Annotated in this window: 16 protein-coding genes and 1 riboswitch; of the genes, 7 read left to right on the top strand and 9 right to left on the bottom strand. The window is 49.3% G+C overall.

What is annotated here, in order from left to right:
* Nucleotides 1-39: 39 nt before the first annotated feature.
* Both FDX01_RS07325 and FDX01_RS07320 read left to right on the top strand, forming a co-directional pair.
* Nucleotides 40-2,520 (top strand): fimbrial biogenesis outer membrane usher protein, encoded by a 2,481-nt coding sequence (locus tag FDX01_RS07325; RefSeq protein WP_137399532.1) that lies wholly within the window; start codon nt 40-42, stop codon nt 2,518-2,520.
* A gap of 9 nt (nt 2,521-2,529) precedes the next feature.
* Nucleotides 2,530-3,501 (top strand): hypothetical protein, encoded by a 972-nt coding sequence (locus FDX01_RS07320; protein WP_137399531.1) that lies wholly within the window; start codon nt 2,530-2,532, stop codon nt 3,499-3,501.
* A gap of 49 nt (nt 3,502-3,550) precedes the next feature.
* Here the strand turns inward: FDX01_RS07320 and FDX01_RS07315 are convergent, their stop codons facing one another.
* The 6 genes from FDX01_RS07315 to tssD form a co-directional block, all read right to left on the bottom strand.
* Complete coding sequence (locus FDX01_RS07315; protein ID WP_096756518.1) at nt 3,551-3,883, bottom strand: RcnB family protein; 333 nt, start codon at nt 3,881-3,883, stop codon at nt 3,551-3,553.
* A gap of 276 nt (nt 3,884-4,159) precedes the next feature.
* Entirely contained in the window at nt 4,160-4,519 is a 360-nt protein-coding gene (locus tag FDX01_RS07310) for a hypothetical protein (RefSeq protein ID WP_096756519.1), read from the bottom strand.
* Nucleotides 4,520-4,527: 8 nt separating this feature from the next.
* On the bottom strand, nt 4,528-4,755 hold the full coding sequence (locus tag FDX01_RS07305; RefSeq protein WP_117343479.1) for a hypothetical protein: 228 nt from the start codon (nt 4,753-4,755) through the stop codon (nt 4,528-4,530).
* Between the two features lie 664 nt (nt 4,756-5,419).
* Entirely contained in the window at nt 5,420-5,866 is a 447-nt protein-coding gene (locus tag FDX01_RS07300; protein ID WP_137399530.1) for a Shiga toxin A subunit, read from the bottom strand.
* Between the two features lie 2 nt (nt 5,867-5,868).
* On the bottom strand, nt 5,869-6,237 hold the full coding sequence (locus FDX01_RS07295) for a tlde1 domain-containing protein (RefSeq protein ID WP_137399529.1): 369 nt from the start codon (nt 6,235-6,237) through the stop codon (nt 5,869-5,871).
* Nucleotides 6,237-6,731: a type VI secretion system tube protein TssD gene (gene tssD / locus FDX01_RS07290; RefSeq protein WP_137399528.1), complete on the bottom strand. Its 495-nt coding sequence runs from the start codon at nt 6,729-6,731 to the stop codon at nt 6,237-6,239. Before tssD ends, FDX01_RS07295 begins: the two co-directional genes overlap by 1 nt.
* A gap of 267 nt (nt 6,732-6,998) precedes the next feature.
* Nucleotides 6,999-7,095: riboswitch (TPP riboswitch) on the top strand.
* A gap of 32 nt (nt 7,096-7,127) precedes the next feature.
* Here tssD and thiM point away from each other — a divergent pair.
* The 3 genes from thiM to FDX01_RS07275 are packed head-to-tail and all read left to right on the top strand — an operon-like array spanning nt 7,128 to nt 9,512.
* Nucleotides 7,128-7,916, top strand: a complete 789-nt coding sequence (thiM, locus tag FDX01_RS07285; RefSeq protein ID WP_096756523.1) for a hydroxyethylthiazole kinase — start codon at nt 7,128-7,130, stop codon at nt 7,914-7,916.
* Nucleotides 7,913-8,713, top strand: coding sequence for a bifunctional hydroxymethylpyrimidine kinase/phosphomethylpyrimidine kinase (gene thiD, locus FDX01_RS07280; protein WP_137399527.1), 801 nt, complete (start codon nt 7,913-7,915; stop codon nt 8,711-8,713). The genes thiM and thiD overlap by 4 nt, the downstream gene beginning before the upstream one ends.
* A gap of 52 nt (nt 8,714-8,765) precedes the next feature.
* Complete coding sequence (locus tag FDX01_RS07275) at nt 8,766-9,512, top strand: GntR family transcriptional regulator (RefSeq protein WP_096756525.1); 747 nt, start codon at nt 8,766-8,768, stop codon at nt 9,510-9,512.
* Here the strand turns inward: FDX01_RS07275 and FDX01_RS07270 are convergent.
* The 3 genes from FDX01_RS07270 to FDX01_RS07260 are packed head-to-tail and all read right to left on the bottom strand — an operon-like array spanning nt 9,486 to nt 12,726.
* The gene (locus tag FDX01_RS07270) at nt 9,486-10,451 is read right to left on the bottom strand and encodes a PfkB family carbohydrate kinase (protein WP_137399526.1); all 966 of its coding nucleotides are present in this window, start codon (nt 10,449-10,451) and stop codon (nt 9,486-9,488) included. The two genes, FDX01_RS07275 and FDX01_RS07270, sit on opposite strands and share 27 nt — an antisense overlap.
* Nucleotides 10,448-11,452, bottom strand: coding sequence for an ADP-ribosylglycohydrolase family protein (locus tag FDX01_RS07265; protein WP_115258058.1), 1,005 nt, complete (start codon nt 11,450-11,452; stop codon nt 10,448-10,450). The genes FDX01_RS07270 and FDX01_RS07265 overlap by 4 nt, the downstream gene beginning before the upstream one ends.
* Nucleotides 11,449-12,726: a nucleoside permease gene (locus FDX01_RS07260; protein WP_117343241.1), complete on the bottom strand. Its 1,278-nt coding sequence runs from the start codon at nt 12,724-12,726 to the stop codon at nt 11,449-11,451. The genes FDX01_RS07265 and FDX01_RS07260 overlap by 4 nt, the downstream gene beginning before the upstream one ends.
* A gap of 253 nt (nt 12,727-12,979) precedes the next feature.
* Here FDX01_RS07260 and fbaB point away from each other — a divergent pair, with 253 nt between their 5' ends.
* On the top strand, nt 12,980-14,032 hold the full coding sequence (fbaB, locus tag FDX01_RS07255; protein WP_005129139.1) for a class I fructose-bisphosphate aldolase: 1,053 nt from the start codon (nt 12,980-12,982) through the stop codon (nt 14,030-14,032).
* 259 nt (nt 14,033-14,291) lie between these two features.
* The gene (locus tag FDX01_RS07250) at nt 14,292-15,446 is read left to right on the top strand and encodes a mandelate racemase family protein (RefSeq protein WP_115258060.1); all 1,155 of its coding nucleotides are present in this window, start codon (nt 14,292-14,294) and stop codon (nt 15,444-15,446) included.
* Nucleotides 15,447-15,468 lie beyond the last annotated feature (22 nt).

The following is a 15,468-nucleotide window of genomic DNA, read 5'->3' as shown; positions in this document are numbered from 1 at the left end:
ATAAAACACTATCAGTAAGTTGGAGTCATTACCCTGATTATGTTAAGGATGACTCCGATTGCTTCGGCGGTATTGTTGTTGCTACTTGGCATTGATGCCCATGCCACAGAAGAAACATTTGATACAAATTTTATGATGGGTGGAATGAAAGGTGAAAAAGTCTCAAATTTTCACCTCGATGATAACCAACCACTACCAGGCCAATATGATATTGATATCTACGTCAATAAGCAGTGGCGTGGTAAGTATGAAATAACCGTTAAGGATGATCCTGATGACACCTGTTTATCTCGCGACGCATTAACGCGTCTGGGGATAAATATACAAGCGTTGGACAAGCAGAATGAATGCCCAACCTTGAAGCAGGCGGTGCAAGGAGGCAGTTATGCCTGGGATATCGGCACGTTTCGCCTGGATCTCAGCGTCCCGCAGGCCTATGTGGATGAACTGGAGAATGGCTATGTTCCTCCAGAAAACTGGGATCGTGGCATCAATGCCTTTTATACCTCGTACTACGCCAGCCAGTATTACAGCGATTATAAGGATTCTGGTAACAGCAAAAGTACCTATGCGCGTTTTACCAGTGGGTTAAATCTGCTGGGGTGGCAGTTGCATTCTGATGCCAGCTATAACAAAACTGATGACAGCAGCGGGGAGTGGAAAAGTAATACCCTGTATCTGGAACGCGGCATCCCGCAAATTTTGGGCACTCTGCGTGCCGGGGATATGTATACCTCATCGGATATATTTGATGCGGTGCGCTTTAGTGGCGTACGGTTGTATCGCGATATGCAGATGCTGCCAAACTCAAAGCAGAATTTTACGCCGCTGGTTCAGGGGATTGCGCAAAGCAACGCGCTGGTCACCATCGAACAGAACGGCTTTGTCGTTTACCAGAAAGAGGTTCCGCCTGGCCCGTTCTCTATTGCTGATTTGCAGCTTGCGGGCGGTGGTGCGGATCTTGACGTCAGTATCAAAGAGGCTGACGGTTCGGTGACAACTTATCTGGTGCCGTATGCGGCGGTGCCCAATATGCTGCAGCCAGGGGTGTCAAAATATGATTTTTCCGCCGGGCGCAGCCATATTGAAGGGGCCAGTAATCAGACCGATTTTGCGCAGATGAGCTACCAATATGGGCTGAATAATCTGTTAACGCTGTACGGCGGTACTATGCTGGCGGATAACTATAATGCGTTTACGTTGGGTACCGGCTGGAATACGCGTATTGGAGCAATTTCCGTTGATGCAACCCAGTCCCACAGCAAGCAGGATAGCGGTGATGTGTTTGACGGGCAGAGCTACCAGATTGCTTATAATAAATATTTGACGCAAACCGCCACGCGTTTTGGTCTGGCGGCGTATCGCTATTCTTCCAAAGACTATCGCACTTTTAACGATCACGTTTGGGCAAATAATAAAAACAGTTATCATCGTGATGAAAATGATGTGTACGACATCGCGGACTATTATCAGAATGATTTTGGTCGTAAGAACAGTTTTTCGGCTAACGTCAGCCAGTCTTTGCCGCAAGGTTGGGGCTCGTTTTCGCTCAGTACGCTGTGGCGCGATTACTGGGGGCGTAGCGGCAACAGTAAAGATTATCAGTTGAGTTATTCTAATAGCTGGCAACGGATTAGCTATACTTTTTCAGCCAGTCAGACTTACAACGAGGATCATCACGAAGATAAGCGTTTTAACGTCTTTATCTCCATTCCATTCGATTGGGGAGATGATATTAGTGCTCCGCGCCGGCATCTATATGTATCGAACTCGACCACCTTTGATGATGATGGCTTTGCCTCTAACAATACCGGACTTTCCGGCACCGCAGGCAGTCGCGATCAGTTTAACTATGGCGTCAACCTCAGCCATCAACGGCAGGACAGCGAAACAACAGCGGGCGGTAATCTGACCTGGAATACGCCGATAGCGACGTTAAACGGCAACTACAGCCAGTCGTCTAAATATACGCAAGCGGGCGGCAGCATTTCGGGTGGCCTTGTGGCCTGGTCGGGAGGGGTGAGTTTAGCCAACCGGTTGTCAGAAACCTTCGCCGTGATGCATGCGCCGGGTCTGGAAGGGGCGTATGTAAATGGGCAGAAATACCGTACCACCAACCGTAATGGCGTGGTCGTTTACGATGGCTTGACGCCTTATCGTGAAAACCACCTGATGCTGGATGTCTCCAATACCAATAGTGAAACCGACCTGCAAGGTAACCGTCACAGCGCCGCGCCGTATCGCGGAGCGGTAGTGCTGGCAAGGTTTGATACCGACCAACGTAAACCCTGGTTTATCCGGGCACTGCGTCCTGATGGCTCACCGCTGACGTTTGGCTACGAAGTTGAAGATAATCATGGACACAATATTGGCGTAGTAGGCCAGGGAAGCCAGCTCTTTATTCGCACTAATGAAGTGCCATCAGAGATAAAAGTGGCGGTCGATAAACAACAGAGACTTTCATGCTCAATCGCTTTCGGTAAAACGATTGATGAAAGTAAAGCTTATATTTGTCGGTGAGGTATGAATATGCGACTTACTTTATTATTAATCCTGTTTGTTTTAAGCTTTCAGGCTAGGTCTTATTGTTTTAGTATGAATGCCAGTAGCGCTGCGATCCAGTCATTAACAATAGATCTAGATGAGGCCAAAATTAATACTTCCGTCGATACCAACAATACATCGTTTAATTTTAATCCAAATGTAAGTTTTGTGTGTATATCTGGGACTCAAAGTTTAGTCGCTTCTGTTGAAAATGAACAGAATCCCAATCAGGTTTTTAAAGTTAGATCTGAAGATGGGCTTCATTTTGTTTTCGTTTCTGTTCACTTGTCTATTTCTTCAGCAAAAAATAGTTTTGAAATTCCATTGTTGAGCTCATTGCCAGCAGATAAAATAAATTCCTCAGGAGTTACATATAAAGTTATATATAAGTTATTAAATTCTTATAACGGAGCGGTGACGGAAGCTAAGGTTAATACTCAAAAGGAAATGATCGAATCTATTGGGTTCAGAGAGGGTATCTTCTCATCAGGGTATATGAAGCAGAAAGTTAATTTAATTTTCAAATTTACTAATACTACATGTAAATTCTCAGATCAGGTTGTCTCTCTTGCTCCAATTTCTCTGAAGGATGTACAGAATGATGTATTTAAAAATCCAGTAAGTGAATTGCCAGGTTTTATTTGTAATTTTAAATTGGGTTTTTCTACAAGCAATATTAAATATAAATTTGTATCTGACTTAGCCCAAGGGAATGTTTTAATCAATGAGTCGGACAAAGATTCTGGTGGGGCAAGGAATGTAGGCTTTCGAATTGCGGTTGACAACAAAGAAGTTGATCTAAGTAATAACTTATTTACTATTTCCTCTCGCGGAAATCTGATGGCAAGCGATAGAATTCCACTTCCATTAAAATTTAAATATTCCCCATATGGAGATGGCAAATACACCTCTGGAACTGTATTAAGCAGAGTAAAGATAATTACATCATATGATTAACTAGAATATTAAAATTTACGCACTCCCCATAAGAGCGAGTGCGTTTTTTTTACCGGTGATAAAAAATCTCGCCGTCGTAGGCTTTGATGATCTTGCCATCGGCATCATTGACCAGCACATACGCGCCGCCCATGTAGGTCCAGTGGGTGCCTGCCGTCGGTGCGGGCAAGTTACGCAGGTTCCACTGCTTAATGGTGTATTCTTCGGTGAGATACAGGGGCGGAACCTTGTCACCGGGTTTGAAATGGGTAAAGTCAGCAATAAAGCCGCTCAGCTCATATTTATCGATGCCTTTAGGGGCTGCGATGGCGGCAGGCGCTGCCCAGACGGTGCTGGTTACGAGCAGCAGTGCACCCAGCAACATTTTATTCTTCATACCCATCCTCTCTACTCATTCGGGTCGTCAACAACGTTCGTGTATCATTCCGGGCTTACAGGATATCTGACAAGCACTATTTTGTGAGAACTCCAGTTATTTCGTAAAAAGTGTAAATGAAGTACGAGCAGGCGGCAACGTTGAACCGCAATTTAGCAATACCGCTGCTGCTCTGCAATTTACATCAGTTTGTTGTGATACAGTCACAGGACGACATCGCAAGATGTCAGCATCTTTACTATCTTCAATCAATAAAGGCGACCGAAGTCGCCTTATGATTGTTTACCCCTTGGAAAGTTGGGCTTTTACGACTGTATCGGCTTCAACTTTAAGAGAGAGTACATAACCTTGTTTCTTCCATAAACCGTTATTAGGTTTCCATCCTTTAGCAAGGAGATATTCAGCACTGGTAGAAATTGGTTGATTTAGTACGTGATCGGCATCAGCAGTAAATGCGTTAGAGCCTGATTTAGCCTTCGCATTTTGCGCTTTGGTTTTGTGAATATCACAAGTCCCATCACCATCACTAACTTGTGTGCAACCAGAACGCTCTAATTGAGCGCGATAGTGTGCATTAATTGCATGAGCAGGCATAACGGCGAAAGAGCATACAAGAGCAATCAGGGCTAATTTAGTTTTCATGATAAACCTTAGTTATGATGAGAATGTTTTTTCGCGTCCAGTTTACGGCTATTTTCCGTGTAAGTCTGATAACGATCGGCGTTGGCGCGATTATCAGCATGATATTGCTCAAAGCACGCGGTACGATCAATGCCGTTAGCTTCACAATCATCAAGATATTGTTTTTCCAGATTACAACCGGAAAGTGAAAAAGCGCCTGCTACGATAGCTATCATCATTAATTTATTATACTTCATTCCCAAGCCTATAATTAATTATTATTACACTAACCCGCCATTTTTGAAATGACGATGTTATACATCACCTGATAAATACACCTGGAGCTACAAGACATAAAGAAACGATTGCGGAAACAATCACTCCTTTTGTCATGTTGTTGTTAACCTTAAGAGGTATAGACAAAAACCTTTTTATCCATATGAAACATCAATGTGTTTGATTGATATAAAGCCTAACCGCGGTTATCGGTATAAATCAATACAGATTAATCTTTAAATCATAATCTTTTTTAGTGAAGTGAAATAACTATCTGATAGGCCAAGGATTTAGATGACAACAGAGATCACAAAAAAACATCCGGGGCTATGGCTTTAGGGTGTGTGTTTTTTTATTTAATGTTTACATGTAGATAAGTTATCTTTAAATAGGTGATTTAACCACCTACAATCTGGCATTAACAAAATAACTCCTTAACTGCTCATGATGATCGAATGGAAAACTACCTTTTATCTCTTTATTCTATATTAAATACGTATTAGTGGATTTAATCAATTATTTATTGCTGATCAGGTCGCAGGTGTTTTATCTTGAAAATGCTTTTTGTATTAGGATAGGGGGTTAATGAGATGGTTGTAATTCAAAATAACTCTTTTTAAGAGGGGCATTACTGCCCCATAAGTATCAAAACTCTCTTGATAACGTGATGTATCCATTAAATCTAATAGAGCATTCATCCTTGTTCATCAGGCTGGATGCAATAAACACATCTTTTTTTTTCGCCTTATTCATATAAGTATATTTAGCTGTGATAGATTTTACATCATTATAATAATAGCTAGAGAAATAAATCTTATTATATGTATCTTCTGTTTTCTCCTTGTTAGGATCTTTATTGTAATCAATTCGTGCTAAAGATTCCGCATAGGTTTTAGAGATTGGAGAAATATCAATGATATCTACTTTGGCTTTAGTTTTATCAACAGTTGATGTATCAATTTTTAAATCTTTTGATAGCGCATCAAATAAAGATGATTCCATTGATAAGCCAACCGCGGCGCATCCATAATCTTTTGCATATGCAAATATTGAGATTAAAGAAAATGAACAGACTAACAGTTTTTTAAACATAATTAATCTTCCACTACTAAAACTTTATCGCTGCTAGCGTCAATGATTTTACGATATGGCAAGTTAAGGATAATGCAACCATCAGAAGCTTCTCCAGGATGGGCAGCACTATCACTATAAATCATAAAACCATCACGCCCACACATTTTATTTTCAATGTATGGCGTAAGTCTCATCGTCCATGCTCTAGTTCTACGATGGTAGAAAGCGGGGCCGATAGTGTAAGTGCCTCTAGGAAGTGGGCCGTTATCTTTTACACACTCATTAGCAGAATCATTTTTATATCCAGGTCTGCCAGAATATTTAGCATCAAATTGATAGGTTCCATTCAGATAAAAGTTGTGGGCGCTTACTTTATAAACCCAAGTCATTACGCTGCCTCCTTATTTCCGTTCCATGAATCAGAATGAATTATATTTCCATCAAGATAATGCCAGGTGATTTTTTCATATGCCAAATAGAATGCTTCAAGATGGTTGTGTTTTTCAAATGTAGGGTTTTTTATGTCAAACATGAAAGGTTCAATTTCATTAATTCTGACATTATCCATTGTTACACGGAAATATTCTTCTTCTTGTCCGTTATAGTTTATGCGGTAGAACTTCAATACAGCTTGTTTAAATTTTCTGCCGGATGATACACCTTGATAGAGGTAAGGAGATGAACAATCGACTTCTTTGATTAGTGCGTAATCACCATGCTGGCGCTTACTGGTGATCTTTCCGGTTTTGTCGTCAGTTGGTAACTCTACATTATGCATAAGCTCTAAAATCTCTATAGAATCTTCTCTACCATGCACATCAACACTGCCTTTAACTTGATTTCCTGCATCATCGGTAAGCCATAGATACACAGGTATTGCCATATCAAAATCCCTCTTAATTATGCTGGTATTGAGCGTTAATTGTACTACTTATGGATGTATACGGAGAATATTTTTCCGAGAAACCTATTGAAATAAAAGTGATTTAAGTAAAACTACATTGGGTGTTAGGGTAATCCCCCCGAAAAACCGGTGAGATAAGCACTGTGATAAATGCTGTGTTAAATCGAAAATTCTTGCTCCTGGGGCTAAGCCCCGGTTACACTAAATATCTACACATTTTCAATGTGTAACTGATTGTTTTATAAATGAAATGACTCGGGGTGCCCTTCCTTGTGAAGGCTGAGAAATACCCGTACCACCTGATCTGGATAATGCCAGCGTAGGGAAGTCTGACACTGCTCGTGTCCCTTCTTTCACGCGGGCAGGAGCTGAACCATGCAGCCTGACCTGCACAGCCGCGCACTCGCGGCCCACGCCTTACAGCAATTTAGAACCCTTTCTCCACTCACACATTGTATGACCAATGAGGTCGTGCAGAATTTTACCGCCAATACGCTTCTGGCATTGGGCGCGTCACCTGCGATGGTGATTGAACCCGAAGAAGCCAGCCAGTTTGCGGCTGTTGCCCATGCAGTGCTGATTAATGTCGGTACGCTGACCGAGAGCCGCGCCATTGCTATGCGTGCGGCGGTCGAGCAGGCGCAGCGGGCGAATACGCCCTGGACGCTCGATCCTGTTGCCGTTGGGGCACTGGAGTTTCGCCGTCGTTTTTGCCTGGATTTGCTCTCGCTCCAGCCTGCTGCCATTCGCGGTAACGCCTCTGAAATACTCGCGCTAGCGGGAATGCGCGGAGGTGGGCGCGGTGTAGATACCACCGACACAGCAGCCGCTGCGCTGCCGGCGGCACAGGCGCTGGCATGCAGGGTCGCCTCCATCGTCGTGGTAACCGGGGAGGTGGATTACGTTACCGATGGCCAGCGTACCGTGAGTATTCGCGGTGGCGATCCATTGATGACGCGTGTCGTTGGCACCGGATGTGCGCTGTCGGCGGTGGTGGCTGCCAGCTGTGCGCTGCAGGGGGATCGGCTGAGTAATGTCGCGTCTGCCTGTAGCTGGATGAAGCAGGCCGGTGAATTCGCCACTGAACACTCGACAGGGCCAGGAAGCTTTATTCCTGCATTCCTTGATGCTTTATATAACCTGAACGCGCAGGAGCTGGCATGAAACGGATTAACGCATTAACAATTGCCGGAACCGATCCCAGCGGTGGTGCAGGTATTCAGGCGGATTTAAAAACATTCTCTGCGCTCGCGGCCTATGGCTGCTCGGTCATCACGGCTCTGGTGGCGCAAAATACGCGTGGTGTGCAGTCGGTTTATCGGATCGAACCTGATTTTGTTGCCGCGCAACTGGACTCCGTGTTCAGTGATGTGCGCATAGATACCACCAAAATCGGTATGCTGGCAGAAACGGATATTGTGGAAGCGGTCGCCGAGCGTTTACGCCGCTTTCAGGTACGAAATGTGGTGCTTGATACAGTGATGTTGGCGAAAAGCGGCGATCCGCTGCTGTCCTCCTCTGCGGTAGAAACACTGCGTACTCGCCTGCTGCCGCAGGTGTCGATCATTACCCCGAATCTGCCGGAGGCCGCCGCATTGCTCGAAACAAGCCATGCCCAAACGGAGCAGGAAATGCTGGCGCAGGGGCGTGCTCTGCGGGCATTGGGCTGCGAGGCGGTGCTGATGAAGGGCGGTCATCTGGATGACGCGCAAAGCCCTGACTGGCTGTTTACTCGCGAGGGCGAGCAGCGCTTTACTGCGCCAAGAGTGAAGACCAAAAACACCCATGGCACCGGTTGTACGCTGTCGGCAGCGCTGGCGGCGCTACGCCCGCGTCATGCAAACTGGGCCGATACGGTGCAGGAGGCCAAAATATGGCTCTCGGCGGCACTGGCCCAGGCAGATTCCCTGGACGTGGGCGAGGGGATAGGTCCGGTACACCATTTCCACGCGTGGTGGTAACAGGGATAAATGCGTATACTGGCTGAAGATTCAGCGGTCAGGAAAAAGATAAATGGAACAAGCGCATACCCAGCTTATCGCGCAACTGAATGAACGCATTTCGGCGGCGGATAACACGCCGCTGTACCTTAAATTCGCCCAAACGGTGAAGAACGCTGTCCGCAGCGGCATCCTCGAGCATGGCAATATTCTGCCTGGTGAGCGCGATCTCAGCCAGCTGACCGGCGTTTCGCGCATTACGGTGCGTAAAGCGATGCAGGCGCTGGAGGAAGAAGGGGTAGTGACCCGCGCCCGTGGTTACGGAACGCAGATCAACAATATCTTTGAATATTCGCTAAAAGAAGCGCGCGGCTTTTCTCAGCAGGTGGTGTTACGCGGAAAAAAACCAGATACGCTGTGGGTCAATAAACGCGTGGTGCCGTGTCCGGAAGAGGTGGCGCAGCAGCTGGCGATTACCGCCGGCAGTGACGTTTTTCTGCTTAAGCGTATTCGCTATGTGGATGAAGACGCCGTATCCATTGAAGAGTCCTGGGTCCCTGCGCATCTTATTCATGATGTGGATGCCATCGGCGTCTCGCTGTACGACTATTTTCGCAGCCAGCATATTTTCCCGCAGCGTACGCGCTCCCGCGTCAGCGCCCGCATGCCGGATGCGGAGTTCCAGTCGCACATTCAGATGGACAGCAAAGTGCCGGTGCTGGTGATCAAGCAGGTCGCGCTTGACCAGCAGCACCGGCCCATTGAATACAGCATCAGTTACTGCCGCAGCGACCTATACGTCTTTGTGTGCGAGGAGTAACGCGCCGCGCGAGGGGGCGCAATCGCCGCCGCGATGCCCGACCACCCACGATCCCACCGCGTTGCCAAGCAACACGGCATCGGACAGCGACCAGCCAGATGCCAGCCCGGCCAGCATGCCGCCTGCGTGACTGTCGCCAGCGCCAATGGTGTCAACCACGTTCGTTGGAAATGCAGGCACGCAGCCGGATGTCGTTTCACTGAAATACCATGCGCCGTCTTTATCGTGGCGAACTACCACCGGCGTGGCAAAGCGCTTCACCCACTCAGCGCCAAAACCCTCGACATCCACGCTTAACCTGAACCGTTCTGCGGCAATGTCTGCTTCCTGCCGATTCAGTGACACCAGCGGGTGACAGGCCAGTATTCGCGCCATTAAGGTATCGGAGATGTCGCCGATGCGTGGCCCAAAATCGATAAATGGCGTCACCTCATCCAGACTCTCCAGCCACTGCACCAGCAGCTCGCCGCACGGCGAAGCCAGCTGATAGCCGGAAAGATACACCAGACTGTGGCGCGGGATCGTCAACTGCGCAAGCCAGTCGGCGTTCCACTGATTTTCGACGCCGCTGAAGGACATAAAGGTGCGTTCACCGTCCGGCTCAACTAGCGCCAGACACCAGCCATTATCACCTTCGGCATGATCAATCAGACTGTGTAAACCCTCTTTTGCCATCCGGTTGCGGATGATATCTGCCCACACGCCTTGACCTAGCGGCAAGGCATTGCTGGCGTCGATACCTAAACGCTTAAGCGCGACGGCGATGTTCAGCGCACAGCCGCCAACATTAACGCCTTGTTGTTTAAGCTCGATGTCACAACCGCGCCAGGGCAGGGCATACGCATCGGCAATCACATCGATCACCGCTGCACCGACTACCGTCACCGGGCGTTGGGTGTGCAATTGCGGGATAAGTGCCTGCAAACGCGTGGTGCTCATCGCGCCTCCCGTTGCTCACGCAGGCGCATTAATCCGCTGGCGTAGCGGGTAAAGTCCAACTGATTGACCGCATCCAGTTCCTGTTTCAACACAGGGTCAATCGCGCCGACGCCGTGCAGTGCGCCGCAAATTGCCGTCGCCATGGCACCGATGGTGTCGGTGTCACCGCCAAGATTCGCGCACAAAATAGCGCAGCGCTTAGGGTCGGTGTGTGCCAGTTCCACCATGGCGATAGCGCAGGGCACGGATTCAATGGTGCTGGTGCCAGCTCCCACCACCTGATACAGCTGCTCACTGGCAGACTCGATACCGTTAGCATCGCGGACGATTTTCAGTGCCAGTTCGAGGCGCGCCGCGAGCGATGCGCTAAAGGTGGTGATCCGTTTTTGCTGGGCGTGGTGGGCAATGGCGGGAAGCGCATCGACAATATCGCACCATTGTTCGCCGTCGATCGCGCGCGACACTGCCCACGCGATAACCACGGCCCCGGCCACCGCCAGATCCGATTTATGCGTCGGGCTGGACGCCAGCGCCACATCATCAATGAAGGCATCAAGATCGTGTGCGGGTAGCAGGCAGCCTAACGGTGAAACGCGCATGGCCGCACCGTTGGTGACACCGTTGTTTTCCAGCTCAGTAACGGGTTTTCCGTCGCGGATGGCCTTAAGGGCAATCTTCGAGGTGGGGCCCAGCACGTTTTTATTGAAGGCATCGAAATCTTCCGCCCAGGCCAGGATATTTCGGCCAATGACGTCGGGGACAATTTTCCCGTCGCATTCCAGCAGAGCATCTGCAAGGCACAGCGCCATGGCTGTGTCATCAGTGAACTCCGCCTGGTTAAAATAGCAGGCGGCGTTATTTTCCGCGGGGCCGGGCAAAAAGCGGTCAATCCAGCCAAAGTGTGCTTTCACGCGGGTTCTGGGCCATAGCTCTGACGGCATGCCCATCGCATCCCCTAACGCCTGCCCATAAAGAGCACCGAGAATACGCTCTGCTTTCATTTTACTTCCCCTTTTTTCAATGCCAGATCGCGGTCGTTCACGTTAATTGCGGTGATTTCTTTGTCAGACTCGCGAAAGAAAATCATAAACAGTACGGCAATGACGGCAATCATGACTGCGCCAAATCCCCACATGCCCGCCCAGTTAAAGGTGAGACCGTTAACCGGTTCTTTATACGCAAACATTTTTTCCATCATCACCCCGCCCAGGCGATAGCCCAGCAGACTACCGAATCCCTGACAGCAGAGGGTGATCAACCCCTGTGCGGCGGTACGCATATGCACAGGCGCTTTTTTATCCACGTAGATATAGGCCGTAACATAGTAGAAATCGTAACTGACGCCGTGCAGCAGAATGCCGAGAAACAGCAGTGCGTAGGTGAAATATTCTTCCGCGCCGCCGTAGACGAAAAAGCCATAGCGGATCGCTGCAGTAATAAGACCAAGCAATAATACCTTTTTAATGCCAAAGCGCTTAGTAAAGAACGGCAGCGCCAGCATAAAGAAGATTTCCGAGAACTGACCCAGCGTCATCCAGCCGGTGGCATTTTTCATTCCGACTTCGGTCAGGTAACCATTGGCGAAGATGTAGTAAAACGCCAGCGGCATTGCAAACAGAAACGAACAGAAGAAAAAGACAAGGAAGTTCTTATCACGCAGCAGGATCAGTGCATCCAGCCCCAGCATGACTTTGATATCCATCTTGCCGGTACTTTTTGGCGGCGTATCCGGCAAGAAGAAGGCGAAGACACCCAGCAGCGCGGAGCTCCCGGCGGTGATCAGCAACGGGATATTGGTGGGGGAGATATCGCTGTAGCCCAGCATTTGCGGTAAGAACCCGCAGGCTAAACCGGAGGCAATCCAGCCAATGGTGCCCATCACGCGGATGCGTGGGAAGTCACGCTCGACGTCCGGGACGTTGGCAAAGGCAATACTGTTGGTCAGCGCAATGGTGGGCATATAGGTCAGTGAATACGCCAACAATAGCGGGAAGAAGCCGCCGAAGGTGGTCTGCTGCGCGGCGAAGTACATCAGAATGGCGCCGACGAACATTAACACCGCCAGGACTTTTTGCGCGGAGAAAAAGCGGTCAGTGAGCGAACCGACAAAAATCGGTGACAGGATTGCGGCAATGGCGGTACAGGCGTAGGACCAGCCAATTTCTCCGGCGCTGAATCCGCTTTTACTCAGCCACAGCCAAAGCGGTACAAACCAGGCGCCCCAGATAAACCACTCCACGAACATCATGAACGACAGCTTTGCTGTAGTTTTCATCTTTACATCCTTCATGACAGGTAAGGTACGTTTTCATAGTACCAGTAGATAATACCTTTAAAATACCTTTGTGTTTTAATTTTGACCGCCTTAACGTTTTTTAATGCCTGAATCGAGCCAGCGGAAATGACTGAAAAGTGCGCTAAAGATGGAAAAAAAGCGCAGTCGGTACCAGGCTTATGGCTGCCCGCAACAAGGCGGGTCAGGACAATTCACATTCCGGTATCCAACCGGAACTTACGGGAGCATAGCTATGACTGATATTGCGCAGTTGCTTGGCAAAGATGCCGACAACCTTTTACAGCATCGTTGTATGACCATTCCTTCTGACCAACTTTACCTGCCAGGGCATGATTACGTCGACCGCGTGATGGTAGACAATAATCGCCCGCCTGCCGTGCTGCGTAATATGCAGACGCTGTACAACACGGGCCGACTCGCTGGCACGGGATACCTGTCGATTCTGCCGGTCGACCAGGGCGTGGAGCATTCCGCCGGGGCCTCGTTTGCCGCCAACCCGTTGTACTTTGATCCGAAGAATATTGTGGAGCTGGCTATCGAAGCGGGCTGTAACTGCGTGGCGTCGACCTACGGCGTGCTGGCTTCCGTATCTCGTCGCTATGCACACCGTATTCCGTTCCTCGTAAAAATTAACCACAACGAAACGCTCAGCTACCCGAATACCTTTGACCAGACGCTGTATGCCAGTGTGGAGCAGGCATTCAATATGGGCGCGGTGGCGGTCGGGGCTACGATCTATTTTGGCTCAGAGGAATCGCGTCGTCAGATTGAAGAGATTTCTGCAGCGTTTGAACGTGCGCATGAACTGGGGATGGTGACGGTGCTGTGGGCCTATCTGCGCAACTCCGCATTTAAGAAAGACGGGGTGGATTATCACGTTTCCGCCGACCTGACCGGGCAGGCAAACCACCTGGCGGCCACCATCGGAGCGGATATTGTTAAGCAGAAAATGGCGGAAAATAACGGCGGGTATAAGGCCGTTAACTTTGGCTATACCGACGATCGCGTCTACAGCAAGCTGACCAGCGACAACCCGATTGACCTGGTGCGTTATCAACTGGCGAACTGCTATATGGGCCGCGCCGGGCTGATTAACTCCGGCGGTGCGGCAGGGGGCGAAACCGATCTCAGCGATGCGGTGCGCACGGCGGTAATTAACAAGCGTGCCGGTGGTATGGGTCTGATCCTCGGACGTAAAGCGTTCAAGAAAACCATGGCAGATGGCGTTAAGTTGATTAACGCCGTGCAGGACGTTTATCTGGATAACAAAGTAACCATTGCGTAAATTATCGCGGGTTGTGGTCATGTCACGGCAACCCGCGTTTCTTGAAAAATTAAATTCAAAATATCATTTCAGTATAATCGCAATATTAGTCCGATCTACCTCACGTTTCTCCTGCCTTTTGTGAAAAGCATCACCTCTCCCTGTGCACTTGCACAGAAAATAGTCATGCCTTAGCGCGGAATGTCCGAGGCAAAGTTGCTTTTTTGCACATACATTTAGATGTGAAACAGCATTTCAAAGTTGCGCTAAGGACCCAATAATGAAAATTGAAGCTATCAATGTCTCCGTCTTCCAGTATCCCACCCGCCGGGTTTCTGATACCGCCGGACATTCCCATCCGGGGCCGGAAAGCCTCGCCAAAATGGCCATGCTGACCATTACCGCCGATGACGGAACCCAGGGGTATTCGTTTGCACCGCCGGAAGTGGTGCGCCCGTTTGTGGTGAATACCTTTTTTCGCAAAGTGATGGTCGGTCAGGACCCGTTTAATCGGGAGCGCATCTGGCAGGATCTGGTGCACTGGCAGCGGGGAAGCGCGCATCAACTGACCGAACGCGCGCTGTCTTTTGTTGAGCAGGCGCTGTGGGATTTGATAGGCCGCAAGCTCAACATGCCGGTCTACAAGCTGCTGGGTGGTTTTCGCGATAAGGTCCCGGCCTACGGCAGCACCATGTGTGGTGACGATCTGCCCGGCGGACTGTCGACGCCGGAAGAATATGCCTGCTTTGCCGAAAAACTGGTCGCTCGTGGATATAAGGCGATCAAACTGCATACCTGGATGCCGCCGGTCTCCTTCGCGCCAAATCCGAAGATGGATGTGAAAGCCTGCGCCGCCGTGCGCGAGGCGGTCGGACCGGATATTGATCTGATGATCGACGGCTATCACTGGTACAGCCGTACAGAAGCGCTGTACATCGGCAAGGAACTGGAAAAACTCAACTTTGCCTGGTTTGAAGAGCCGATGGAAGAAGAGAGCATGGCGTCTTACGCCTGGCTTGCCGAAAATCTCTCCATTCCGATCATTGGTCCGGAAAGCCTCGGTGGAAAACACCACAGCCGCGCGGACTGGGTGAAGGCGGGCGCATGCGACATTTTACGTGCTGGTGCCAACGGTGTGGGGGGGATCTCGCCCACCCTGAAAGTGGCCAACCTGGCCGAGTCGTTTGGCATGGACTGCGAAGTACACGGCAACGGTGCGGCGAGCCTCGCGGTGATTGGCGCGATTCGAAACTGTCGCTGGTACGAGCGCGGCCTGCTGCATCCGTTCCTCGACTACGACGAACCGGCCGCCTACCTGAACAGCATTGTTGACCCGATGGACGCCGACGGTTTTGTGCATCTGCCACAGCGCCCCGGTCTGGGGGAAGACATCAATTTTGCCTATATCGAAGCCAACACCGTCAGCCACGACTGACTGAAAACAATAAATGCCGGAT

The sequence above is a fragment of the Citrobacter sp. wls613 genome, assembly GCF_005281195.1.
Lineage (GTDB): Bacteria > Pseudomonadota > Gammaproteobacteria > Enterobacterales > Enterobacteriaceae > Citrobacter > Citrobacter gillenii.
This window is presented reverse-complemented; position numbering and strand designations above follow the sequence as displayed.